This window comes from Legionella cherrii (genome assembly GCF_900635815.1).
Classification (GTDB): domain Bacteria; phylum Pseudomonadota; class Gammaproteobacteria; order Legionellales; family Legionellaceae; genus Legionella; species Legionella cherrii.
Window position 1 is genome coordinate 1,689,972 of record NZ_LR134173.1, and the last position, 24,568, is coordinate 1,714,539.

The window sequence follows — 24,568 nt, forward strand, 5'->3', positions numbered from 1 at the left end:
GTAGGAAAAAAAATTAACATAGAATGGATTTATGTTTCCCTAATTGGAGGTTATGGATGAGCCTGAAGCACCTAATCGCTTCTTTTATCACCTTTTCGTTGACTCAAGGATTGGCTTTCGCACAACCAGAAACTAAGGTATGTGATGGCAGTATCCATAATCCTTGTATTGTAGAAGATAGTGAGTTTTCCTTTTCTCCATTAAAATGGTTTCGTGATGCCTCCATGATCGCCGCCGCATACCAGGGAAACACGCTAGGTATTAGAGATTTAGCGATTTCTGGTAGTGAGGAGCCAAGTGAAAAGGGGTGGAAAGATATCTCTGAGTATATTGCCAGGCAAGGGAGGACAAAAGTGTTGGTACTGGATTTACGTCAGGAAAGCCATGGTTATATTAATGGAAGAGCGATTACCTTAGTGAGTGAGTACGATTGGATAAATCGAGGAAAAAGTAACGCCCAAAGCCTTACAGATCAAGAAGATTGGCTAAAGTCATTAAGAGCTCAGAAAAAGATAAATGGCGTTTTATCCTCACAACAGTTTGCAGCTAAGGAATACTCCAGCGGCAAAACCATTCCTGTTAAAGTAGTAAAAAATGAAGCGGATTTGGTTTCTCGATTAGGTTTTGATTATCGCCGTTTATATGTTACTGATCATGCTGCACCATCTGATTCAGAGGTTGATACGTTTTTGGAAATAATAAAAAATGCTTCTAAAGATACCTGGTTTCATCTACATTGTCGCGGAGGAAAGGGGAGGACCTCGACTTTTTTTGTAATGTTTGACATGTTAAAAAATGCAGATAAAGTAAGTTTTGAAGAAATTATTGCACGACACGCCTCAATACCTCCCTATTATAATTTGTCTGAAGTGCATCGGGGCGATCCTTTCCTAACCCCTTATTACGAGCAAAGAATTACTTTCCTCTCTCGTTTTTATCAGTTTGCACAACAGTTCTTAAAAGGATATCAAGGAACATGGAGCCAGTGGAATTCAGAAAGTGCTGATTCTGATAAGGTTTAGCCAATTGAACATATCGGCCCTCATCCGCCCTAACGGGCACCTTCTCCCCAGAGGAGAAGGGAAATTGGGGGCAAAAAAATATCCTCTCTCCCGTTCCGGGAGAGGGGTAGGGTTGAGGGAAAAAATGTGCCTAAGCCTTTTGGGTGGAAGTTGTATACCATTTTTCCCCTAGGATGATTTGCTCCCACCACACGTTCATTTGAGCTGCGTTCATTTCTTGCCATGGAACAGGGTGCAATACTAAAGCATCCGCCATTCGTTTTGATAACGCATACATAGCCAGGCGTTTGGGGAGAGAATCTTTTTCCCATGCAGAAATTGCTTGTTGGAAATCTTCGGATTGCTTAAGGTGTTCACTAAGACTCAGTGCATCCTGAATCGCTAAGGAAGCACCATTTCCCACATGAGGCCGTAACACCGCACTTGCATCACCCAATAAAAGTGCTCTTTGGGTGATAAGGCGATTGACACAGACATCCACAATTTTTTGCATAAAAGGACTAGGGGTATCGAAAATAACTTGTGCTGCAATCTCAGGCAATTGGTCTCGGGCTAATTGATGTAGATGGTGTTTCGCTTGTATAGAAAAGTCATTTAAAGTGGTTGAACCTAAATTTTCCAGGTCTTTATGCGTTAATTTTTCATAAAATACCCAGTTTAATTTATTGGTTTGATGGTGATATACCGGATAAGTTAATAAGTGACCCTTATCAAAACAATAGTATCGTGCTTGATCGTTGAAAAAGTTTTTATTTTTTAGCCGCTCAAACTCTACGGTCCCTCGCCATGCTACATAACCTGAATATTCTGGCAGTGTATTGGTGATCAACGTTCTGCCTATAGATTGTACACCATCAGCAAATACAATCAAATCAAAGCGTTCTGTTTCACCAGACGCCAAAGTAATTTGGCCACCCAGTTCATCAAGTTGTACCCCGATGACTTTAACTCCTTGACGATAGATCGAATCAGGGATCCTTTTTCTGAAGTTGATAAATAAAGTGTCCCAATGCAAACTGGCCATGGAAATTCCCTGTTGCCATAAAAATTTCCCATGAACTGGTTCATTCGCTGTTTTGCAATAAAAACTACGCATCGTCAATGTATGGGCTAATGTGTCTTGATCAATAAGATTTTGGGCAATTAAATGATTTAATAATTCAATAGAAAGTGTAATCCCTGCTCCGCGAGACTTTAAATCATGTGCTCGCTCAAAAACCGTGACTTCAAACTGATCTTTCAATAATAAGGCCAAGGCACAACCTGCTATAGAACCTCCAATAATAGCAACGTTCAATGTAATCCCTTCTAAGAAATTGAATGAATGCGAGGGATTATATAAAGTAAACCAACAAAATCAATAAAGAGCGATTAAACGCACCGCTGCTTCAGATAAATCAACAATTTCATGGGAGTGTTGACGCATTAAAAATATTCTCAACAATGCGGGGATAGAAGATTCATGAAGTTCTGCAGGAGTAGAAATGAATCCTCGTCAGGTTTTCGTTATTGAGATACCAGGTGGAGGGATATCCAGCTTAAAAATGAGCCACAAAACGCAGTATCCCGTTAGTGCCTTGAGCTCGATTTCTAGCATCTTGCTCAGAATACACATTTAAAAAGACAAAGTGATTTTTGGTCAGACTGTATACCATTCCTGGGCCAATCGCCCACACACTTTCCTTGCGGCCAGGAACCCCAACACCATTAACTAGGGTGTCGGTAATTTGATTGAAAAAGTAGCCATTTACGCCCACAGTAAGCTTCTCGATGAGTGCATAACCCACCGCAATGTCCCCAAAAACAGCTTGTCCTGCCTGAGTGGAATGGACATTGGGACCAAAGGACACATTGGGGCTATGATTCACACCATTCCACAGATAATGCAGTCGTGCGGAAGTGGACCATTTAGGTGTCATCCAAAAGGTAAAAGCCCAGTAAGGATTTAAAGACCAAAAATGGCTGCTGGGATTAATCGCGTTGATGCTGCTGTATCGTCCAATGGGCATAATCACGTCCAGGTCTAGACGCATAACAAATAAAGGCCCTCTTCCATCTTTGCGCATAATCGGATCAAACTGCAGTGCAGGGCCGATCCACAAATCACCTGGACCACTCTCAGCTTTTAATACGGTGTTGTCCAATCCATCTCGTACCTTGGCATTGACTACCCAGGGTAGGAGTGTGGATAAACCTAAGTTAGCACCGAAAATTTTTTTTGTAGACACATAAATAAATTGGGTCACATTCGCAACAACGTCAAGATCGGTGCGGGGCAGAGGCAATTCATTGCCATTTTTGTCGTTAAAACGGTTGGACGTGTAGTATTGAAAATAATCCTGGAAGTAAAAACCGGGTCCTGAAGGCGGACTTCCATCATAGAAACTGGTATAACCCAGATTCACAACCGGTTCATCGTAAGCCAGGGCTGATGATGCGACTAATAGGATTGCTAAGCTAAAGCAAGAATGCAGTATTCCTTTCCATTGCATAAAAACGCCCTTTCCGAATCTGTCCTTAGAATATATTAGATCTTCACTATTCCGCTGAACCCAGCAGAATTTTACTTTGATGCCTACAGCACAGGAATTGTGACATTAATAAAATTATGTCCGATTTCTTCAAGAAGAACAATATAAAAAAATGACTTTTTCATAAAAATCAAAGAGTAACCTTATGAAGTTTTTGCAAACATGGTGGATTTAGCATAGCACACGAATTATCTTATCTTTACAGTATAAGATGAAGCTTTGAACAATAAGTAAAATAAGTTATCTAACCCGTACTATACTAGTAAAAGGTGTATAAATCAGGATTAAATATGAAAAAAGTGGTAATTGGTATTAAACGAGCTAATTCAACAGTTAATGTCACGGTTACTTTTGATGATGATCCATTTGAATTACTTGATGAATCTAATAAACCAAAAAATGCCGATGAAGAAAAAGAACAACTTATATTACTTGCTCAATCCATTGTCGCAAATAAAATAATTGGGCACGAGATAAATTTAGACCCCGATATCAAGAATCAAGAACTACGAACACATGTTTTAATTTCAGAAAAAAAAGAGGGTGGATTACAAGTGAGATATACTACTCCTTTCGGAATATCTGTTCTTGAAACACCAACAAGTTTGGAGGTATTACTTACAGACAAAGTAGGAAAGGTAGAGTTGACCAATACTTATGGAGAGATTCCCACTCTGCAAAAATTGAGCCTGTCCCAAATTCCTGAAACACACCTTAAGATGCTTCAAGAAGACAAAAAAAGAGCAGCCATAGCTAAAAAGGAAAGAGACCTTGCCAAACAAAAAAAAGATTTTCTCGCAAATGGGCCCAGCGAAATTCCTAACCCTGCAGTATTTCCAGTGCCCAGAAAAACAACAGCAGAAAAAGATATCGACTTGAAAAATGCAGTTGAAAAATTGAGTGCGCTTTACGGAAATGAAAGCCAATTAAATCCAATTCTTAAGCAAATAGGAGCTGTTGAAGAAGAAATTAAGACATTGGAAATAGAATTAACTGAATTAAAAAAGAAAGAGGCTTCATTAAAAGACGCTATGAGCGAGGGTACAGTAGCGTCATTTGCGCAAACTCATCTACAAACATCAAAAAGTGAATTAGAAGAAACACGAAAATTGCTTGAAAATAAACTATCCACTTTACGTGCAGATTTATCCAGAGCAAAAAGCTCTTTTGAGAACCATGTTAAAAATAACTATGCCCTGTATGAAAAATTTGAAAATGGGCAAGAGTTCACCAAACAAGTGATGCTTACCGCACTTTATAATGCAGCACTTGATAATTACAAAGAACTCCTTAAAGACACAAAAGGACAACCAGAAACTCGTAAAAAAAAGGTCGAAGCTTTCAATAAGCACTTTGGGGGGATTGCAATCGTTGATGATTATGGCAAGGTCAATCCCATTGAAGAGACTTATAAATCTTTCGCAGATACAACGCTTTCAGAAGTAGTGGCACTGGCTAACGAGGTAATAAAAGTTACCGAACCTAAATTCATTGAAACACGGTTAATAGAGGCTAAAGTCCATTGTGAAATTCAATATTCGAAACATTTTAATAACCTTATTTATAAGGATCAAACACAAACGACTCCGTTTATAATGGAAAAATCTTTCCCTATTTTTGGGACGCTGCAAAAGATTAACATAAATACAAAATTTGACACCGATTGGGACAAGCCTATCCAATCTGCATCAGATCCTAAGCAATTAAAAGCAGAGGAGTCAAAAATTCCAGATAAAAAGGCTATAGAAGACTCACAGTCTCAGCTTAAAAAAGCACAAACTCAATTAACTGAACTAGAGCAAAAAGTTAGAAATTTTCAGCGATATACAGCACTTAAAGCTGAATTAGAAGCAAAAGAAGAATTAGCCTCAAAGCAAAAAATACAGCTCGATAAAGTAACCGAGTCCTTTAACAAGGCGCGCGATTCCATTATAACCCAAATTAAAGACCAGCCTGTAGACGTTCAAAAATACGTACTGCAGAATATTAATCCACAATTAGCGAAATCTGTTGTTAATGAACTGCCTGAAGCGAATAAAAAGTTTTTGATTACAGTGTTACCTGAGTTAACTAAAATCCCTGAAAAATCAGAGATCGAACTTTTTGCCGAAAAATATGCTGTATTAGCTAATGAAATTGCAACAGCACGTAAGAACTTAAATCAAATAAAAGAAAAAGATATCCAGGTTGAACAGTTAAATCAACTTCGGTCTGCATTAGATAAAGTTAATGAAAGCCAGCTTGACGCGAGTAACTTGGAGAAAGTCCTAGAGCAGAGCCACACCTATACCCAGAACGATTTAGCAGTGGATGGCTTAATATTTCAACAGCAATTAACCACTGCAAAGAAAAGACTCGCGGAACAAATTAAAGACGTTGAGGAAAAATTTGAATCGATAAAACAAGCAAATAAGGAATGGTTAACGATATTTGAGAGCAAACGACAATCGCTTATTAATATAGAGTCCTCTTTTAAGGAAATGGAGTATCAACGCGATCAATCTGAGAAAAATAAAGAAGAATTACAACGCCTGACTGAATTGGCCACACGCTCGTATATGAACATACTTAGCGAATACGAACAAATTAATGAACGGATAAAATTGGCACAAGGAGCGCAAACAGTTGAGCAGGCAGTGATATTAGAAACACGCCTAGCCGAAGAACCGAAGGAAGAAATTGTAACACCACCAACCGATAATGTATCGAAGGATCAAAATGAAACCCCACCAACGCCTAACAAGGGGGTACTGTCTCCTAGCACGCCTAAGACGATAAAGGACCAAATTATGCAAATTTATAATGAATATTTTGAAGAAGTTAAAAAGGAGACTGATAACTTATCTAAAAAAGAACCTTCGCAATGGCAGGAACTTTTCAAAGAGAAAAATGCAGAAGGGAATCTTGAAGAGTTTAAAGCAAAATATCTTAAAGATAAAGAAAGTGACATTAAAGAAGAAAAAGCGGTTGCTGCACTTGACAAAATAATTAAGTTAATTGAAAAGACTGAATGGAAGACAGGATTTTTGGGAAGTAAATCAAAAATTAATATCGAAGGCAAAGAAACACCTGTTCCCAATCATATTTATGAAATTTATAAAAAAGCCATAGAAGGTAGAGATAATCCTCAACAGGCTGATAAGGCTATGGAAGCAATAAATGCAATTGCGACAAGAGCAAAATCTCATTCGGTTAAATTTGAATTTTTAAGAAAAAGAGATGAGCAAACTAAGGAGGCATATGACGCAATTGAAAAACATAGTAGCCCTCCTAATCGACCTTGAACAATTAATGTTCCATATCAATCAATGAGTAAACCGCGTGGAAGTTTGTTCAAAAGTGGAATGTTCTGCCTTAAAAAACGGTTGACTCGATTTTTCTTATTGCGCATGTAGCTTTTTAGAGTTAAATGGTTTTTTTTGCCCTTATGGTACTATAATTGAAATATATGTATAAAAATAGGGCTAATAGCATGAAATCGGTTGTAGTTTCTATTGAACGGCCTGGTAAATTTGTAAGTCTTCCAATCGTTGTTAATGTGACGGTTACTTTTGATGATAATCCATTTGAATTTCTTGATGAACGTGATAAACCAGTGGATCCAACTAAAGAACTCGAATCCATTGCCCAATCCATTGTAGCCCAACAGATAAATAGTGGAGAATTAAAGTTATACGATGGGCAACAGGAATTACGGACCCATGTTTTAATTTCAGGAAAAAAAGAGGGTGCTTTTCAAGTAGACTATACCGTATCTGATGGGATACTCCGTCATAACATACCGCCTGTCGAACCCAACACATCTCTTGGTAAATCAATTCTTGAATCAGCACTCGAACAGAAATATACAGCTGCCCAGTGTAAAGTTAAAAGTACTTATGGAGAACTTGAAGAACAGCAAACCTGGAAGCTTCCTGTTATTCCCGAAGCTATCTCTAATTTGATGCAAAGGGATAAAGAGAGAGCAGCCAAGAATAAAAAAGAACGAGATCTTGCTCAAGAAAAAGAAGATTTTCTTGCAAAAGGGCCGAGAAAATTTCCTGACGCCGTTGCGTTTCCAGCAGCTATAAAAATGATAAAAAAAGAGGATGTCTATCTGGAAGATGCAGTCAAAAAAATGAATGCATCTTATGGAACAAAGAGCTTATTGGAACCTACTCATAACCAAATAGTAATCATTGAACAAGCAATTGAAGGCTTAGAGCAACAATTAAGTAAATTAAAAAAGAGAGAATTTGCACTCAATGAGGCCATTAGTCAAGACCCACGTGTTGCCTCATTTTCACAAGACAATCTTCATGCATCAAGAAAAGAATTACAAGAAACACGAAGGTCACTTGAAAATAAAATATCCGCTTTAAGAGTCGAATTATCTGCAGCAAAAAATTCTTTTGAGGAACATGTTAGTGATAAATATTCCCGATATGCCAATTATGAAAATACCATCGAGTTTACCAAACAAGTAATGCTTGCTGCACTTTATAATGCGGCAATAGATTACTACAAACAAATCCTTGATGAAACAAAAGACAATGTCGAGAAACGTAAAGAAAAGATAAATGAATTCAATGAAAGTTTTGCAGGAATAGCAAAAATTGATGAATATGGCAAAGTCAATCCTATTGAAGACACTTATAACAAATTTGCTAAGGATTCTCTCAAGGAAGTAGTCACATTTACTAATGAATTATTAAAAAAATGCAGTACAGGTATTTCATCCCGTAAAGTAGATGCTATTGAGGCACAGTTACAAAAGGCCAGCCAACATTGTGTCGATGAATATAAAAAGCATTATGGTGACATGGCTTATACCGATACAAAACAAAAAATGCCTTTTACCATGGAAAAAAACCTATTGAAACGACTAAAAAATATCAGCTTAAATGTGCAGTTTGAATCTGGTTTAGAGAATGCGGTCCAAGCTGCATCGGATCCTGTTACTTTATCCGGTGAGTGGTCAAAAATTCCGAAAGGAGACATTATAGTAGAGCAGCGCTCGATTCTTGGAAAGGCACATACCGACTTGACCAATCTCGAACATGAAGTCAAAAATTTTCAACGATATTTAGCACTTAAAGATGAATTAGAGGCAAAAAAAGCATTAGCCCTAGAGCAAAAACATCAGATTGAGGCAGTAACTAAGTCTATTGATACGGTACGCCAAGCCATTACCGGTGAAATTACAGGCAAGCCGGTGGATGTTCAAAAATATGTCCTTGAAAATATTGATCGCAATTTAGCAAGATCTGTTTTTAACAGCCTTCCTAAAAAAGAGAGAGAAGACTTAAGTGAGGTTTTACCACTTGATAGGATCAATGCATTTCCTGCAGAATCTGGAATCAATATGCTTGCCATGAAACATGGAACATTAGCTACTGCAATTAAGACAGCAGATACGATCTTGACTCAAATAAAAGAAGAAGACATTCAGGTTGAACAGTTAAATCAACTTCGGTCTGCTTTAGGTGAAGTCAGAAAAAGCGCACTTGATCAGGGTAAGTTGGACAAAGTCACACGCCATAGCAAATCCTGTGCTGAGGATAATTTATTTGTACAAGATTATCTGGCATTTGAAAAGCAACGAGCAGATGCACAAGAAAATCTAGGGAAACACATTGCAGATGCAAGGGAAAAATTTGAGATGCTAAAACAAGAAAATTTAAGCGAGACCCAATTATTATTCGTTAGAACAGTGTTAAATAGCCTTGAAGAAATGGTGGATTCATTTAAAAATACCCAATATGAACGCAATCAAAGTGAGAAAAATAAACGAGAACTCCAACGGCTCACCGAATTGGCAGAAAGCTCGTATAAGAAAATACTTAGCCAATACGAACAAATTAATGAAAGCATAAAATCGGCAAAAAAAGAACAACCTATAGCTCAGCAACCAGAGATATCCCCTGAGCATCAGAAGAAAAATGAAAAACAACCCCCATCTCCCCCTACCCTAAGGAAGGAAGAGGAGCCAATCGCTGAAAAGAGGAAATTGCATCAAAAGCCGCCATCAACAATAGAGATCAGAATTATAGAGATTTATAGAAAATATGCAGAAGAAGTAAAAGGGGGGATTAGCAGACTAGCTTCAGAGCCGGAACAGAAACCATTAAAAGATGAACTTTGGGAAAAATACAATGCTCAGAATATGGCAACTTTTAAAGAATTTGAAAAAGCATATGATCACGACCCAAAACTAGTTATTAAAAATGCAAATGCTGTTGTTGCACTTAGCGAGATAAAGACGCTAATTGAAGATACGAAGTGGAAGGTAAAATTAGGACCCTTGACAGGAAAAGAAATCGAAGTGGATGGTAAAGCTAAAATAGTTCCCCCCCATATTTTTAAAATTTATGAACAAGCTAAATTCGGCATGACAGATCCCCGAGAAGCTGCCACGGCGATGATAAAAATAAATGAGATTGCTACAAATGCAAGCTCAGCTAATTTCTTTAGAAAAGCACTAAGGGACAAACAAACTACAAAAGCATATGAAACAATCATGGAGCACAGTAGTCGTACGAGTCGTGCGCCTGGCTAGCTGATAAAGAGGATGCATGAAAAATAGGTGCAATAACTTGAACAAATCGCCTGTTTTTAGATTGCTCCAAAACAGTTTAACTGTATTTTAATCCATTTCTTATGTATTATTTTTTGCAAGATCTTCCCAATAAATAAAACATACAGGAGGTAACCATGTGGCGTAGAGGTTATGCACACACTTTTATTGCTGTATCCTTGGCTTTATCGATTATTCCGTCTTTTTCCTCTGCGGCACAAATAACTCATCTTCGCGGGCAACGTTATTGCGAGATTATTTACAGTAAAAATCTGATGGACTATGCTGTTTACAATACAATAGGGCTCAATCATTGCCCACCAGAACTCTGGGATAAAATAACCCTTGAGGACGTGAAAAAAGAAGTGGGTTCTCCCCATGTCCATCTTAATGGTCCTCGCTATTGGATGATTGATGGAATGCAGAATTCCGAGCTAGTGAGTACCAAGATTAAGAAATTTAATGGACTGGCCATGCGAGAGGCTGGCGTAATTCATATCAGTTTAAAGGACTTATTAGTAAAACCTGCTTATGAACAACGAAAAGTAGCCCGTAAAACAACTTGGATCTATGATGCTGGCAAACCTGTTTATGAGCTCATCGATCCCCAAGGTAATGTATTTGTGATGCAATCCTTTAGTGTTCAAAAAATACCTCAAACGCAGCAATCCCTTGCTGAGCTGGGTTCAAAGCTTACTTTACCCAAGAATTGGAAATTCAAAATGGGGATTATTAAGAGAGAAGAAACGGTACAAGCGATTGATAATATGGCTGTAGTGGTTCAAGATAATTTTTTAAACACTTATCAAAAAGCAACACATGATCTGCTGACCGATAAAGGAATCTTATAATGGTGATTGCTTGGTGATTTAGAGTATAGGGCCAGTTTATCTCCACGCTAGAATTTCTGGTGATTTACGAGGTACCACCGGGGGGACACTTGCTGGAATACCTACTATAATTGGCGCAATTGCTGTGATATCAGAGGAAAGATTTAGTTTTGTTTTCCATTCAGGAGTATTGAGCGCTGAAACGGCAAGACCAATAACACAGGTGCCTAGTCCTTGGGCACAGGCAGTCAGCATTAAGTTTTCAGCAGCCAACCAACAATCGGCGGCCACAAAAGGGCCGTGGTATTTGCTATAAATAACAATCAGCGTAGTTGCATTGTAAAATGCATGAAAATCAGGATTATTCACGAGTTCTTGCAGATGCCTCATTTGTATTTTGGGATAATTATGGGCTTCAGTATAAATCAATGCTTTCACGCTGTTGGATAACTGATTTAGGGTATCCTGGTCTTGAATGACAACAAACGACCACGGCTCTTCATGCATGGCCGTTGGCGCTTGAACTGCAGCATCAAGCAATGAATTAATGACGGCTTTGTCTAGTTTGTCTGCGGTGTAATTACGTACGGCACGACGCTTATAAATTGCTTCAATTTCACTCATTAGAGGTTTTACTTCTTTATTTTTTGAAGTAGCCATAGTTTCCTCCATTTACACTTCATAATCCATTGGGTCACGAATCATATATTTTCGTTGCTACTATTTCATTTTGGAGTTTGTTTTGATTGTTTTTCCTGCAATCATAAAAACTCCTTTTCCCAGATGATGAATGGTGGGTCGATGTTCTTCTGTTTGCGTCATCCCCGCCTTTACCACTTCAAGAATAAAGAAATTATATTTTTTCACCAATTGCTTATCGATAATCTTGCATTCAAGAGGAGCAAAACATTCATCTACCAAGGGCGCATTTATTTGTGATGCTGTTGATGGTGTGAGATGAAATGCTTTAAATTGATCGATTTCTGATCCAGAAGTGTTGCCACAGGCTTCCACTTGCTCTATTAAACTCATTGCAGGAATGTTGATGACCCATTCTTGGGTTGTTTTTAACGTATGAAAAGAATAATTATTTTCACTCATCACACAGCCAATAATGGGAGGGGCACATTCCACCATCGGGTGCCATGACATGGTCATGATAATCTTCATTGCCTCAAGAGCGGTTGAGACCAATACGGCTGGTTCAGGCTCTAAAAGATGATAAACCTCTGCTAGAGAATAGGGATGTTTTTTCATAACACCAAATTCCATTTATAGTTCTTAAAGTCTGGTTCATCTTCTTACTTTGTCAAGTTCAGAGGAGCAATTCGTTCATTATCCTGTCTTAGCGGAGCGGTCTACCAGGAGGGAATCCTGCTGCGCTGGGATGAAAGATAATATGAGTAAATAGAGCATTGAAGCAAATCCTCGCACTTTATGGAGAGCATCAGGTTTGCTGAGCGGTATTCAGAGTGACATTGCGATGTTATATTTTGTAAAAAATACTCAGCCTATTTGGAGAATGAGGATGCGCTATCTGTACCCTGAACCCATAAAACCTGGAGATACCATTGGGCTGGTTACGCCATCAAGTCCCATGATTCCTGATTTGCTGGAAGTGGGTATTTCCTATCTGGAGCAAAAAGGTTTTCAGGTGAAGTTAGGCCAACATGTGCATGCTGTCGATCGGTTTTTAGCTGGTGAGGATGAGTATCGGGCTAAAGACATTATGGATTTTTTTATCGATGATGAAGTCAAAATGATTATGGCTATGGGCGGAGGTTATGGATCACAGCGAATAGTCCCTCTTCTTGATTATGAACTCATCCAATCTCGACCCAAGCATTTAAGTGGATTTAGTGATACTACGGCCTTACAAGCTGCTTTATACAAGAAAACGGGATTGGTTTCTTGTTCTGGTTTTGTATTTGGTGATTTGGCAGCAGGTAAACTTGACTCTTTAATTGAGCAGACTCTTTGGGCATGCCTAAAAAATGAGGCATTTCAAATCAAAAAAGGACAAACCATGCAGCCTGGAATGGTTAAAGGGCGGTTGGTGGGTGGGAATTTAGAGGCTTGGACTTCATTGATGGGGACACCTTTTCAACCGGAAGTAAAGCACTGTATTTTACTACTGGAGGATGTGGAGGCGGAACCTTATCAAGTAGACAGTCGCCTCTCCCAATTGGATTTAGCTGGGGTCTTTACACAGGTTGCAGGGGTTATTTTTGGTCAATTTGCGCGTTGTACTGCAAAATATTTTCCCAAACGAGATGGAACGGTAGATGACGTGATTGAGGAGTGGGCGTTACGACTCAAAGTCCCTTGTATTAAAAATTTTCCTTATGGACATTTTCCCAGGCGCTGTGTATTACCTCTTGGTAAAGAAGTGCTTTTGAATGCAGAGCAATGCACGCTCTCAATATTATAAAAAGAGGCTTATCAAAGCGAGTGTTTTATTGTACAATAAGTGTTAATATTGGTTATTTTGTGGGATGGTGCATGTCGTTTGCTGAGACAGTAAAAAGGATTAAAGCGGAGTCCGTTCAGTCTGAATCGAATCAATACGTACCCCCTGAAGCACTCTTTTTATCTCTGGAAAAGCTTTATTTAAAAGAAATTAAGAAGCTCATCATACAATTAAATGACTCGCAGGGTGCACAATCCAGTCAAATATTAGCCCAAATCCACGAAACAGATAGACTGTATCTTGATACCCGCGGAATGGAAATTACAGCCCAAGTCTTATTCAGTCGTCATGGAGAATGCGATATGTTGGGACAAAAGAAACTGGGCTTAAGTCCTAATGCAGCGATTTCAGAAGAGGCTGAAAAAAACATGGCCACAACCAATCAGTTCAGTGGTGCTTTATTATGTTACTCCTCGCAAGAACACCCTCCATTAATTGCTGTCTCGCCAATGAATCGAGCCATGCAAACTGCTGGTTTAGTAATTCCTCAAGAAATTAATAATGCAGACATAAAGGTTTTGCCTTTTTTAACAGAAAACAGTGTTTCACCCTCTGGCTTTGATGTTCGTTCGATAGCGGATATGCAGGAGTTATATGATCAGCTTTCTTTTTGGACCTCTCCGTTTAAAAAGCTTCTTTTAAAACTGTGCATCTGGACACATAGTGATGAGGACTTTAGCCCGCTTTATGAGAAAAGAAAGAGTGCTGCAGAAAAAATAGAGAAGCATGGCAAAAATAAGATTCTCTCTGATGGCGATAAACCCGATGTTTGCCAGGACCTAAAATACCATGGTGACAAAATAAGCGAAACTAAAGCGTTGATTAATGGTGTGGCTCAACGAGATTGCTGGTTGTTTGGGCATGGAAAGAATTTCAGAGCTTTTTTTCAAGATGTTTTTGCTATGGATTCTGCTTTTGACTATGGAGAAACGCGCAGAGTTTATAAGACAAAAATCAACGAAAAGACTTCATTGTATACCCCTCCTTATGTTTTGGTCATTAATCAAAAAACTGGAAAAATAGAAGGGAAATATACCGGTAGGGCGGCTATACCCCTGCAAAAAAAATCAGTCGACTCTGATTATGCCTCCTCATCTGAAGAAAAAACTATTCCCGATGCACCAACGGCGATGTCTCAACTTGGGACCCCTGTTATACGCGAAAGTGGGACCTTTGAAAAACGAGCGCTGGAGAATCCGGCACGGGTAGAAGAAAGACTAGACCCAGAAAAAGAAATTGAACGTTATGAACGAAGCCCTCTGATCAGTACAAGTAATTAATTTTTATTCACCACGGAGAGAGATACCTCATTTGCTAGTGAGTATTAGATATTTAAAAAGGGATGTCTTGGTTCGATGAGATTTACGTTTTAATGCAATAAATGCTAAAGTGTTTCAATAGATTCTGACTTGATAAACGTAAACTTGAAAACCATGTTTGATGCAATTATTTTTGATTTTGATGGGGTTATTTTAGACAGTGAGCCCATTCATTATGACGCATATTGTCAGGTACTTAAGCCATTAGGAATAACAATTAGTTACCCTGAGTATATGGAACATTACCTGGGTTTATCCGACAAGGATATGTTCCCTAAGTTACTTCGCAATAAGGGACTAAATTTTTCCAAGGTAGAAATTCAACGCTTGATTCAGCAAAAAACACAAGCTTATACGAACATTATTAATAGGTGTGACCCATTACCACTGATTGTAGACTTTGACCAGTTCCTCTTTAAAATTGCCCCTAAGGTAAAAAAACTTGCTATTTGTAGTGGTTCCAGTCGGGGTGAGATAACCACAGTACTTTCCAGAGTAAGACAAGGAAAATTGCATGCATATTTTGATACGATTGTTACCGCTGAGGATGTGCAGGCCGGAAAACCTTCACCCGAAGGATATTTATTAACTGCTCAACGTTTAGATGTTGTTCCTGGACGATGCTTGGTTATCGAAGACACACCCTATGGAGTAAAGGCCGCCAAAGCAGCAGGGATGCAGGTAATTGGTCTGATGACCAGCTATGATCGCCATCAATTTTTAACTGCAGATCAAGTCATTACTGGATATAGGCAATTATTGGCGAGAGTTTGGTAATCGGTCGAAAATACAGTTGCAAACACCCAGGCTACAATTCAGGAATCGCTCTATAGATTCGCTAACCAGTCTTCATGTGTTAATGCAAAACGAAAATGATCACACCATATACCATTTATTTTCAAGTATCTTGGTGAAAATCCTTCTTTGAGAAACCCATTTTGGGTGACTAAATGTATGGATGAAGCATTGGTGGGTTGGATGTTTGCTTCGATCCGGTGGAGCTTTAAGTTTAAAAAAATTTCTTCTAAAACCAATTTTAATGCCTGGCTCATTAAACCTTGGCCCGCATAGGTTACCGATGCAAAATAACCCAAATAGGCGCTTTGAAACACGCTTCGCACGATCTCACTGATGTTAAACACGCCAATTATGTCTTCGTTTTGATTTAATGCCAAATAACACCGGCGATCTTCTTGCAAGGATTTTTGTAAATAACTTTGAAACTCTTCATGGGTTTGTGGTGCGCTGACAAAAGGGTAGTGAAAATCATGGCTTTTTTGCATGGTCAGGAGAAAATGAGCTTCATCGAGCTGATTTAATTGACGCAGATGAATCGTATTTTGCTGCATGTATCAACAAGAAAGTTTGGAAAAAAGTAATTTTATCATAATTATCAAAAAGAGTTTATGGGGTTTAAGTAGATGAACAAATGTTGGTTCGGAATCAGGGATGGTCTCAATTTGAAACGCCCCATCATTTGAGATAGAATCGCGCAAAAAAATAACAGGGACTGTAACCATGCCGCTCATTGTTAATTTATCTTCCATACATGCTTTAAAACCAATAAATACCTGTGTTCGGTCCTTTGAAGAGCTTTGCGATCACTATTCGACCGGTTGTTTCAGTTCGTGTTCGAGTTTTTTTCAATCATGGACAAACTATGCCTGGCTTATGTATCAATTGGGTAGGAATGATTCTAAATTAATTCAGCCTTATCGGTTAGGGATGCTCAGCACCGAGCAATTTCTCGAGCGGTTACTGCACATTTTTTCTTTTCTTAAAGAGGCCACTCCTGAGTTGGGTGAACTGGAGCAGCTGATGAGTAAGCAGTTGTATTCTAAAACTTTTGCAATGATGCTCTTGGAAAATGCTTGGAATTCGCAAATTGGTTGGGATGAAACAAAAGCTGATTATCTTCCTGCATTAATTCGTGAAGCAGAACGAAGTGATTTAATAGTACAGGGAGCCTCACATGGATCGGCGTCTCAGCCTAAAACGGACCCTATTTATTTCATAGCCAATACCAATGAATTGCATGTGTTACAGATTCTTAATATGTTGCGAAAAGAATACCCATCCCTCAATTTTTATCGGGATGTTGATGTCAGTATTAAAGAAGATAAAACCCCAGTTGAAATTGCACCAGGCATTTTTCTTTGTTTGTCCTATCGTTACCAGCTGTTTAAAACACAAGATGAAACCCAAGCGATGAATCCTGGTTCAACCATGTCACTACTGAATTATTTGGTGACTAAACAACTTAAAGATACTCCGGCTTCTGAGATTCGTGTGATTAGCCAGCATCAAGCTGATTTGGTTGAAGCACTGCGCGTGGGTATTGATGCAGATCATATGTATCAGGCAGATGATTATTTTTCAGTACACACTTTAAATTTGAAAAAAACGAATTAAGTCGATGCGTAGCTTAGGTTTAGGTATCGTATCATCCTTTTTCCTCATGGGGAGTTCAACGAGTATGGCGATGGATATAGTTACTGTAGAGCAGCCTGAGTATCGTCAGGTTCTAAAAGATAAAGCTCAGGAAGTTGCGTTTCCTTTAAGTCAAGCAGATAAAGATTTAATTGTTGCCATGAAAAGTAAATTACATGGATTGGGGGGCGTGGGGCTGGCTGCACCTCAGGTTAATGTTTCGCGAAGAATCATTGCGATTTATATTCCTGAAGAGGCGACTTTACTACGGGATAATGTGAAACAATTCTATCCGATGCATATTATGATTAATCCCAGTTACGAACCGGTGGCAGGCTCTGGAATGAATTACGATTTTGAAGGGTGTTACTCGGTTTCCAGCAAATCTGGAAAGGTTCCTCGTTATGAGCAAATCACGGTCAGCTACTATGATGAATCAGGCCAGTTTCATCAACAAATTGAAGAGGGATTTTATGCGCGGGTTTTACAGCACGAAATTGATCACTTAAATGGCTTTTTAATTCTTGATAGGCTTACTCCTGATTGCATCCAAGGTACTCTCGAAGAAATGATGGCTTTGCGACGAGCATCGTTGCCTCCAGAAAAAAGAATTATTTTTGATCAGGTCATGGCGAGAAAAGCAAAAAAATAGCGGGGTAGTGCGTGTAAGAATGTCAAAAAGGTTGATTTTCTAAATCATTTTTCCACGAGAATAATCAGATTTACTCTTTAGTAGTTCGGCTAAATTTTGGACAGGTAACTGCGCTTTTGCCTGTTGGTAACCCGCGTCGATAATTTCTTTAAATTTTTTAAAGTCCAAAATTCCGTAATTGTCTACTTTTAAAGTAATACCATAATCTGCCATGGCCATCATTTTCGCAGTATTTTGATGGGAGCTTATGGTTAACAGCCGTAGTACTAACTCACCTAAATTAATGGGGAGTATGGACTCTTTTCCCATAAATTTATTGTAAAGCAATTTCCAACCAGAAAGTGAGTAAGGCAATGGGGACATTTTGAACGATGTGGCATTATTAACATTAGAGGCAATAATTTTGCTGCTATGTGAATACTGCCGCATGACATCAGTGGGTATATTATTGAGTACACCTCCATCAATAAGTAGCTTATCGTTGAAAGATACTGGGGGGTAAATAAAAGGTAGAGAAATACTGGAGCGAATTGATTCCCATAATAGACCTCTATCATGAACATACAAATTTTTGCTGACCAAATCTGTTGATACACAAAAATAGTTAAGCCATAAATCTTCAATTTTACTGTGTTCACCATAGAGTTCGATCAAACTGTCTGTGGCTCTTCTTCCGGTAGCAATTGCAATATAGGGGAAGGTAAAATCAATCTTAGTGCCTTTGATCAAATAATCTTCGACCAATTTCAATAGCTCAGCCGAAGAATACCCCATAGCAAAAACGGCAGCGAGCATTGCGCCCATACTTGTTCCAGCGATATAGTCTACGGGTATCCCTCTTTCTTCTAGCAAGCGATAAACGCCTATATGAGCAAGACCTCGAGCACCACCACCGCTCAGTACCAGAGAAATGGTATTGTCCGTTAAGATACGCATCATCCGTGAAATACCAGCTTCTGTATTGCTTCGAACATGGAAGTGGGTATTTACCGCTCGTTTTTCTAGCCAAGCTTGAGTATTGTGAGGTGGGGTTGCAGCGTGATGCATAAGCACTAATACACTACGTTTAATAAAATTATGTTGGGAATGTAATACATATTGTTCTACTTCAGATAAATCAGAATTATGTTCTTCTGCGAGCGCTAAGAAAGCGATTGAATCGGCTTGACGTATGCAAAATTTAGTCCAGTTTGTTATTGTTTCATCAGCGAGGTAAAAAATAAAAGAGTATTCTTTTTCAAGTTGGTCAATCCATAAAATTCCTTTACTACTCATAGTTCCATTCTCATCCAGAAAGTTTTTTTTATTTTTCAAATAACTACTCGTTAATAAAAGAATTTTTTCTCCATAAGAAAAACGGAAAATCATTTCTTGCAACTGAAATTCGAGGTCATAAATTGGTTTTATAGGAATCAGGGCGATTGATTTATTACGAGAGTCCGCAGGCTGAATCCCTTGCAGTGAGTTAGTCAATCGTTTAATCGTGAATTGAGTTATTTTGTTCAAAAGTTCCGGATAAGATTTGCATAATTTCAAAAAATTGCTCTTGGATAACTTTAAGATAATGCTATCTCGTAATGCGTATACGTTGGCTGAGCGTGGTAAGTCAGACAATAGAGCCATTTCACCAATTATTGCCCCTTCATGTAATTCCCCTTGATAAGTCACATTCCCTTCTGTATCCGTGACTTGATAATAAAGCCGACCCTTAATTAGAATGTAAAGATCATTCATATTTTCCCCTTTTCGAATCAAGAGGGAATCGCCAGTTTGAGATTCTATTTCTAAAACACGAGAAAGTTTTAAAAGACAAGCTTGACTCATTAAACTGAAGGGTTCATGCTGCTTAATGAATTCATAAATTTCATTTGAGGTAAATAAGGGTGCATTCATAATCTATCGTTAAAGCAGTACATATTTATTCTGATTATAGACAATTGTAGCGATTACGAGAGGATTATCTTTAAAAGGCCCAGATTTCAGCATGTTGTTCGACGCAAATTCCCTGTTCTGATGTGGAGAACCTTCTCGAAATTGATAATACGGCATGGGAGGCTTTGAGTATGGAAAACCATTATTTTTCAAAGGTAACTTGACAAAATTAAATATTACTTTCTAAAATGCAAGTGGCTAAATTATATTTTGCCTATAGCATATTTAACTAACTCTAAAAGGAATTAAGTAAATGAACAAATTACAATTAACAGGCGTTGCTCTTGCAATTGGTGCTGCTTCAATGTTTGCTATTGCTCCTGCTTTTGCTGCTGATGCTGCTTCTGGTATGGTTAAATGCCAAGGTGGTAATGCATGTAAAGGTCAAGGCGCTTGCAAATCTGCTAACAACGCTTGTAAAGGACAAAATTCTTGCAAAGGCAAAGGCATGAGCGAAATGTCTAAAGAAGATTGCCAAAAAGCTGGTGGTACTGTTGTTGAATAATTTCCACTGAGCATTGCGTTACTCCAGGCATGTATTGCGTGCCTGGTTTCAAATTTTCCTCGGATTTGACCTATGGACACCCCAAAATATAAAGTGACCCCAAAAATGCCTTTTTTAGGTTTTGGTTTGGGATTACGACCTGATTACTATGAAGAAATCTTAACGCAAAAACCTAATTTGGATTGGTTTGAGATTCTTACCGAAAATTATATGGTTCCGGGCGGAAAACCGCTATATTATCTCGACCAAATACGAGCTCACTATCCTATGGTGATGCATGGCGTGTCTCTTTCATTAGGTAGTATGGACCCTCTGGATGAAGAATATTTAAAACAACTGAAGGAGTTAGCGGCGCGGGTCGAACCGGAATGGATTTCTGATCATTTATGCTGGACTGGAGTTAACGGAATCAATGCTCATGATTTATTGCCTATTCCATATACGCGTGAGGCAGTAAACCACGTTGTTTCACGAATTCAGCAGGTACAGGATTTTTTAGGACGTCCTCTTTTAATCGAAAACGTTTCCAGCTACCTTACTTACCAACAATCGGAAATGTCTGAATGGGAATTTATTCTAGAAATTGTAAGGCAAGCGGATTGTTACATTTTGCTCGATGTAAATAATATTTATGTCAGCTCTATAAATCATCAATTTAATCCTATGGATTATATTTTAGCTATGCCTCCCGAACGTGTAGCTCAGATCCATTTAGCCGGCCACTCGAATCATGGAGATTACATTATTGATACCCATGATGCCCCAGTCATTAAACCCGTCTGGGATCTTTATGCAGCCACATTGCAACGTCTTGGTCCCATATCAACGATGATTGAACGAGATGATAATATGCCTCCTTTTGCTGAGTTGCTTGCGGAAATAAATCACGCACGACGAATTGCAGAATCCATTTTGGTTGAAGAGGTGCTTGTATGACCCAGCTTTTGCAGTTACAAGATCAATTTCAAAAATTTTTATTATCAGAAGACTTTGAAATCCATAATTCTATTGTACAAACTGAAATGGTTTCCGTGGATACTCGCTTAGGTATTTATCGTGATGCTTATAGACTCAGGCTGATTGAAAGCTTGAGCACCAATTTTCCCACCTTATATTCTTATTTAGGAACTGAAGAGTTTAACAAGTTATCAACTTATTATATTGATGCTCATCCTTCTTGTTATCGTTCCATTCGTTGGTATGGCAACTTATTATCTGAGTTCATTCAGCACAATTACCCACAATATCCCTATTTGGCCGAATTGGCTGATTTCGAATGGAGAATGAGCCTGGCTTTTGATTCTGCTGATGCACCGGTAGTGCGGATTGAGGACATGGCTGCTGTTCCGCCTGAAGCATGGGCAAATTTACAATTTGTTCTTCATCCGTCCCTGCAACGAATCAATTACTTTTGGAATACAATTCCTCTTTGGCAAGCCTTATCTCATGATCACGAGTTACCTGAGTTGCAACAAAATTCGGCTCCAATTCCTTGGGTTTTATGGCGTGCACCAGAATATATGCTTCGATTTTACAGTATGTCTGAAGAAGAGGCTTGGCTTTTGGATGGCATATTACAGGGATTATCCTTTGGTGCTCTTTGCGAGGGGCTTTGTCAATGGGTCAATCCCGAAGAGGTAGGTATGAAAGCTGCTTCTTATCTCAAGGGGTGGATTCAACAGGGTATGTTGTCGCAATTACTGATTGCCGATTAGGACCTATTCCCATTTCTACTATCTTGGCCAAACTGTCCTGATTTTCTGTGCTCCGATGCTCACATACTGATGTATGCTGCGCTTCGGTGCTCTAAAATCAGGCCATTTTGGCTCAAGCTAGCGAAATGGAAATAGGTCCCGAAATCTTGGCCAAACTGTCCTGATTTTCTGTGCTCCGATGCTCACATACTGATGTATGCTGCGCTTCAGTGCTCTAAAATCAGGCCATTTTGGCTCAAGCTAGCGAAATGGAAATAGGTCCCGAAATCTTGGCCAAACTGTCCTGATTTTCTGTGCTCCGATGCTCACATACTGATGTATGCTGCGCTTCAGTGCTCTAAAATCAGGCCATTTTGGCTCGAGCTAGTGAAATTTCAGGCTATATTTTATTTTCGGCTAGGCTCGTTTGCGACTCAACAATGTAACAATGGGTGGTAAAATAGAAATAAAAATAATGCCATAAATGACAACGGAAAAATTTTCTTTAACTATGGGGATTGAACCCAGAAAATAACCTAAACTTAACAGACTAGCAATCCAAATTAAGGCGCTAATCAAATTGTAGAGTGAGAAATGAACCACTCGCATCGTTCCTATACCCGCAACAAAGGGGGCAAAAGTGCGTATGATTGGAAGAAAGCGTGCAAAAACTATCGTTTTTCCCCCATGCTTCTCATAAAAAGCATGTGTTTCCTGCAAATGCTTTTTATTAAGTAACCAGGATTTATCAGTAGAAAAAATACGCGGGCCCATTAGACGCCCCACTAAAAAGTTGATTTGGTTCCCTAAAACTGAAGCGAAAAAAAGCAGTAGGAATAGAATGGAAATATTTAATGGATTTCCAGATTGGGCTGCAATACTTCCGGCAGCAAAGAGTAAGGAATCTCCCGGTAGAAAAGGTGTCACAATAAGTCCAGTTTCACAGAAGATCACTGCAAATAGAATAAAATAGGTCCAAAATCCATAAGTTGAAACAATGGCATTTAAATAAACATCAACGTGAATTATATAATCAAAAAAATTGTTTAAATGCATTTTATATTTGAAGTTAAAATTAAATAGTAAATATTCTTACATACTTATTTCTTAAATAATATAAATTTTATATTATTTAGAATTTAATCAGTTTTCCTTTCTATAAAATAGACCATTTATAAGAAATGTGTCGTTTAAGAAGAATTCCTGCCAAGGAAAATGGAAAAAATGTAAAAATAATAAGAAATCATATCTATGAAAACTTTATTCCATCTCGCATTCCCAATTCATGATCTTGCATCCGCAAAAGATTTTTATCATCATAAATTGGGTTTTTCCCTAGGGCGTGAATCAGAGCATGCCTTAATTTTAAAATTTGGTGATAATCAAATTGTTGCACATAAAATTGATACTCTTCCTCCAGTCCAAGAAGGTATTTACCCTAGACATTTTGGCCTGATTTTTCTTGAACGACACGAATTTGATGCCTTCTGGGAAAAAATTAAAAGGGCACAAATACCCTTTGAAATTCCGCTAAAAATTCGATTTAAAGGGACGCAGATTGAACATCAATCTTTTTTCCTGAAAGATCCAAGCAATAATCTCCTGGAATTTAAATACTATTCTTTTGACTCAGCAATTTTCGGTGAACACGATTTTAAAAAAATTGGTGAAACGTCTTAGGAAAGGGTAAAAAATACCTCTCCCGTTCGTGGTAGAGGGGCAGTGTTGCGTGTTCATTAGCGCAATCAAATGCTTCATTCGATCGATGTTCGCCTCACTGTTGCTTCCTTTATTTCAAGTGTAACGAGTGCGTTGCGCCGCAGCGAGGAGATCCTCGCCATGCTCGCGATGGCGAATAGGGGGAAGGGAGATTTATTACTCAGTAGCAATATAAGAAATTGGCTGTACCTGTGGCGAACGGGCAAAATCTGCCGGCGCAATAAAGCCATCTTGATTATAATCTATAGTAATACCAACCGATTTATAACAAATGGCTACATACTCAGAACAAATAAATGCATGCGGCGAGGTCACCTCGGGGCTCGTGTTGTCAAAGCCAAAAGCATCCATTCCTATACGAGCAGCGATTTTAAGAATTTCCTCTGTATTATAAGGGTAGCCAAGTAGATCAACGGCTTGCTTTGATAAATTGGTAAGCGAGTTAGTTGGAAAATCCTGATAACCTGCCACCATTAACCTTCCAGGATATCCCTTCCCACTCCCGTTATAGTTACGCACATAACTGCTTAGAGGAACAGTGCGTACTCCAATGGTTTCAACACTTTCCATGACCATGATGCGATCAATGGCTTCTAGACGTACAATAAATGCAATATGACTCCAAACACTGTTCGTTGCTCCTTTAATCATCGAAGACATTAAAGAATTTCCGGATGCAAATAAAAGGTTGCCCGTTTTTAAAGTATCTCTTATTTGATCATAACTACTCGTGTTTACATTAGGAAAATCTTCTCGAGGAAAACTATCCATAGTTACTCCAGAAATATAAAATGACCTTTAATATAGCTTTTGTTGATGCATTTTAAAAGCAATAGCCCCTGTATTTGAGTTTCTCAGGTATCTATAGTTACGTTGAAGAATACTTTTTCTAATCTTACAATACATTT

Annotated in this window: 21 protein-coding genes; 13 read left to right on the plus strand and 8 right to left on the minus strand. The window is 38.6% G+C overall.

Going from position 1 to position 24,568, the window contains the following annotated elements; translation table 11 throughout:
• Positions 1–56 precede the first annotated feature (56 nt).
• Positions 57–1,022 (plus strand): phosphatase domain-containing protein, encoded by a 966-nt coding sequence (locus tag EL022_RS07290; RefSeq protein WP_028382328.1) that lies wholly within the window; start codon positions 57–59, stop codon positions 1,020–1,022.
• 130 nt (positions 1,023–1,152) lie between these two features.
• Here the strand turns inward: EL022_RS07290 and EL022_RS07295 are convergent, their stop codons facing one another.
• A complete protein-coding gene (locus EL022_RS07295) occupies positions 1,153–2,319 on the minus strand; it encodes an FAD-dependent monooxygenase (protein ID WP_028382327.1) in 1,167 nt (388 codons plus the stop codon).
• Positions 2,320–2,560: 241 nt separating this feature from the next.
• Positions 2,561–3,514, minus strand: coding sequence for a SphA family protein (locus EL022_RS07300; protein ID WP_035901223.1), 954 nt, complete (start codon positions 3,512–3,514; stop codon positions 2,561–2,563).
• 329 nt (positions 3,515–3,843) lie between these two features.
• On the opposite strand from EL022_RS07300, the gene EL022_RS07305 reads away from it, so the two are divergent.
• The 3 genes from EL022_RS07305 to EL022_RS07315 all read left to right on the plus strand — a co-directional run bounded on the left by EL022_RS07305 (position 3,844) and on the right by EL022_RS07315 (position 10,960).
• A complete protein-coding gene (locus tag EL022_RS07305; RefSeq protein ID WP_028382325.1) occupies positions 3,844–6,837 on the plus strand; it encodes a hypothetical protein in 2,994 nt (997 codons plus the stop codon).
• A 188-nt stretch (positions 6,838–7,025) separates the two neighbouring features.
• Positions 7,026–10,091 carry a GumC domain-containing protein gene (locus EL022_RS07310; RefSeq protein ID WP_028382324.1) on the plus strand — a complete coding sequence of 1,022 codons (3,066 nt, stop codon included), beginning with the start codon at positions 7,026–7,028 and terminating at the stop codon, positions 10,089–10,091.
• 155 nt (positions 10,092–10,246) lie between these two features.
• On the plus strand, positions 10,247–10,960 hold the full coding sequence (locus EL022_RS07315; RefSeq protein WP_028382323.1) for a hypothetical protein: 714 nt from the start codon (positions 10,247–10,249) through the stop codon (positions 10,958–10,960).
• 36 nt (positions 10,961–10,996) lie between these two features.
• Here EL022_RS07315 and EL022_RS07320 read toward each other — a convergent pair whose 3' ends face one another.
• The gene (locus EL022_RS07320; protein ID WP_028382322.1) at positions 10,997–11,599 is read right to left on the minus strand and encodes a nitroreductase family protein; all 603 of its coding nucleotides are present in this window, start codon (positions 11,597–11,599) and stop codon (positions 10,997–10,999) included.
• A 60-nt stretch (positions 11,600–11,659) separates the two neighbouring features.
• The gene (locus EL022_RS07325) at positions 11,660–12,211 is read right to left on the minus strand and encodes a flavin reductase family protein (RefSeq protein WP_241972268.1); all 552 of its coding nucleotides are present in this window, start codon (positions 12,209–12,211) and stop codon (positions 11,660–11,662) included.
• Positions 12,212–12,467: 256 nt separating this feature from the next.
• On the opposite strand from EL022_RS07325, the gene EL022_RS07330 reads away from it, so the two are divergent.
• The 3 genes from EL022_RS07330 to EL022_RS07340 all read left to right on the plus strand — a co-directional run bounded on the left by EL022_RS07330 (position 12,468) and on the right by EL022_RS07340 (position 15,505).
• Complete coding sequence (locus EL022_RS07330) at positions 12,468–13,370, plus strand: S66 peptidase family protein (protein WP_028382320.1); 903 nt, start codon at positions 12,468–12,470, stop codon at positions 13,368–13,370.
• Positions 13,371–13,441: 71 nt separating this feature from the next.
• The gene (locus tag EL022_RS07335; protein WP_051544508.1) at positions 13,442–14,689 is read left to right on the plus strand and encodes a histidine phosphatase family protein; all 1,248 of its coding nucleotides are present in this window, start codon (positions 13,442–13,444) and stop codon (positions 14,687–14,689) included.
• Between the two features lie 153 nt (positions 14,690–14,842).
• Entirely contained in the window at positions 14,843–15,505 is a 663-nt protein-coding gene (locus EL022_RS07340) for an HAD family hydrolase (RefSeq protein ID WP_028382319.1), read from the plus strand.
• Between the two features lie 50 nt (positions 15,506–15,555).
• Here EL022_RS07340 and EL022_RS07345 read toward each other — a convergent pair whose 3' ends face one another.
• Complete coding sequence (locus EL022_RS07345) at positions 15,556–16,077, minus strand: GNAT family N-acetyltransferase (RefSeq protein ID WP_028382318.1); 522 nt, start codon at positions 16,075–16,077, stop codon at positions 15,556–15,558.
• Between the two features lie 169 nt (positions 16,078–16,246).
• Between EL022_RS07345 and EL022_RS07350 the strand changes: the two genes are divergently transcribed.
• Complete coding sequence (locus tag EL022_RS07350) at positions 16,247–17,140, plus strand: hypothetical protein (RefSeq protein WP_028382317.1); 894 nt, start codon at positions 16,247–16,249, stop codon at positions 17,138–17,140.
• Between the two features lie 64 nt (positions 17,141–17,204).
• The gene (gene def, locus EL022_RS07355) at positions 17,205–17,810 is read left to right on the plus strand and encodes a peptide deformylase (RefSeq protein WP_028382316.1); all 606 of its coding nucleotides are present in this window, start codon (positions 17,205–17,207) and stop codon (positions 17,808–17,810) included.
• Between the two features lie 39 nt (positions 17,811–17,849).
• On the opposite strand, the gene EL022_RS07360 is transcribed toward def, so the two are convergent.
• Complete coding sequence (locus EL022_RS07360; protein WP_028382315.1) at positions 17,850–19,703, minus strand: cyclic nucleotide-binding and patatin-like phospholipase domain-containing protein; 1,854 nt, start codon at positions 19,701–19,703, stop codon at positions 17,850–17,852.
• Between the two features lie 292 nt (positions 19,704–19,995).
• On the opposite strand from EL022_RS07360, the gene bufA2 reads away from it, so the two are divergent.
• From bufA2 to EL022_RS07375, 3 genes are all read left to right on the plus strand, one after another.
• A complete protein-coding gene (gene bufA2 / locus EL022_RS07365) occupies positions 19,996–20,247 on the plus strand; it encodes a BufA2 family periplasmic bufferin-type metallophore (protein ID WP_028382314.1) in 252 nt (83 codons plus the stop codon).
• 72 nt (positions 20,248–20,319) lie between these two features.
• Positions 20,320–21,183 carry an MNIO family bufferin maturase gene (gene bufB, locus EL022_RS07370; protein ID WP_028382313.1) on the plus strand — a complete coding sequence of 288 codons (864 nt, stop codon included), beginning with the start codon at positions 20,320–20,322 and terminating at the stop codon, positions 21,181–21,183.
• Complete coding sequence (locus EL022_RS07375) at positions 21,180–21,962, plus strand: HvfC/BufC N-terminal domain-containing protein (protein WP_028382312.1); 783 nt, start codon at positions 21,180–21,182, stop codon at positions 21,960–21,962. Before bufB ends, EL022_RS07375 begins: the two co-directional genes overlap by 4 nt.
• Positions 21,963–22,358: 396 nt before the next feature.
• Here EL022_RS07375 and EL022_RS07380 read toward each other — a convergent pair whose 3' ends face one another.
• A complete protein-coding gene (locus EL022_RS07380) occupies positions 22,359–22,997 on the minus strand; it encodes a DedA family protein (RefSeq protein WP_028382311.1) in 639 nt (212 codons plus the stop codon).
• Positions 22,998–23,192: 195 nt separating this feature from the next.
• On the opposite strand from EL022_RS07380, the gene EL022_RS07385 reads away from it, so the two are divergent.
• The gene (locus EL022_RS07385) at positions 23,193–23,621 is read left to right on the plus strand and encodes a VOC family protein (protein ID WP_028382310.1); all 429 of its coding nucleotides are present in this window, start codon (positions 23,193–23,195) and stop codon (positions 23,619–23,621) included.
• Positions 23,622–23,816: 195 nt separating this feature from the next.
• Here the strand turns inward: EL022_RS07385 and EL022_RS07390 are convergent, their stop codons facing one another.
• Positions 23,817–24,431: a YiiX/YebB-like N1pC/P60 family cysteine hydrolase gene (locus tag EL022_RS07390; protein ID WP_028382309.1), complete on the minus strand. Its 615-nt coding sequence runs from the start codon at positions 24,429–24,431 to the stop codon at positions 23,817–23,819.
• Between the last annotated feature and the right edge of the window lie 137 nt (positions 24,432–24,568).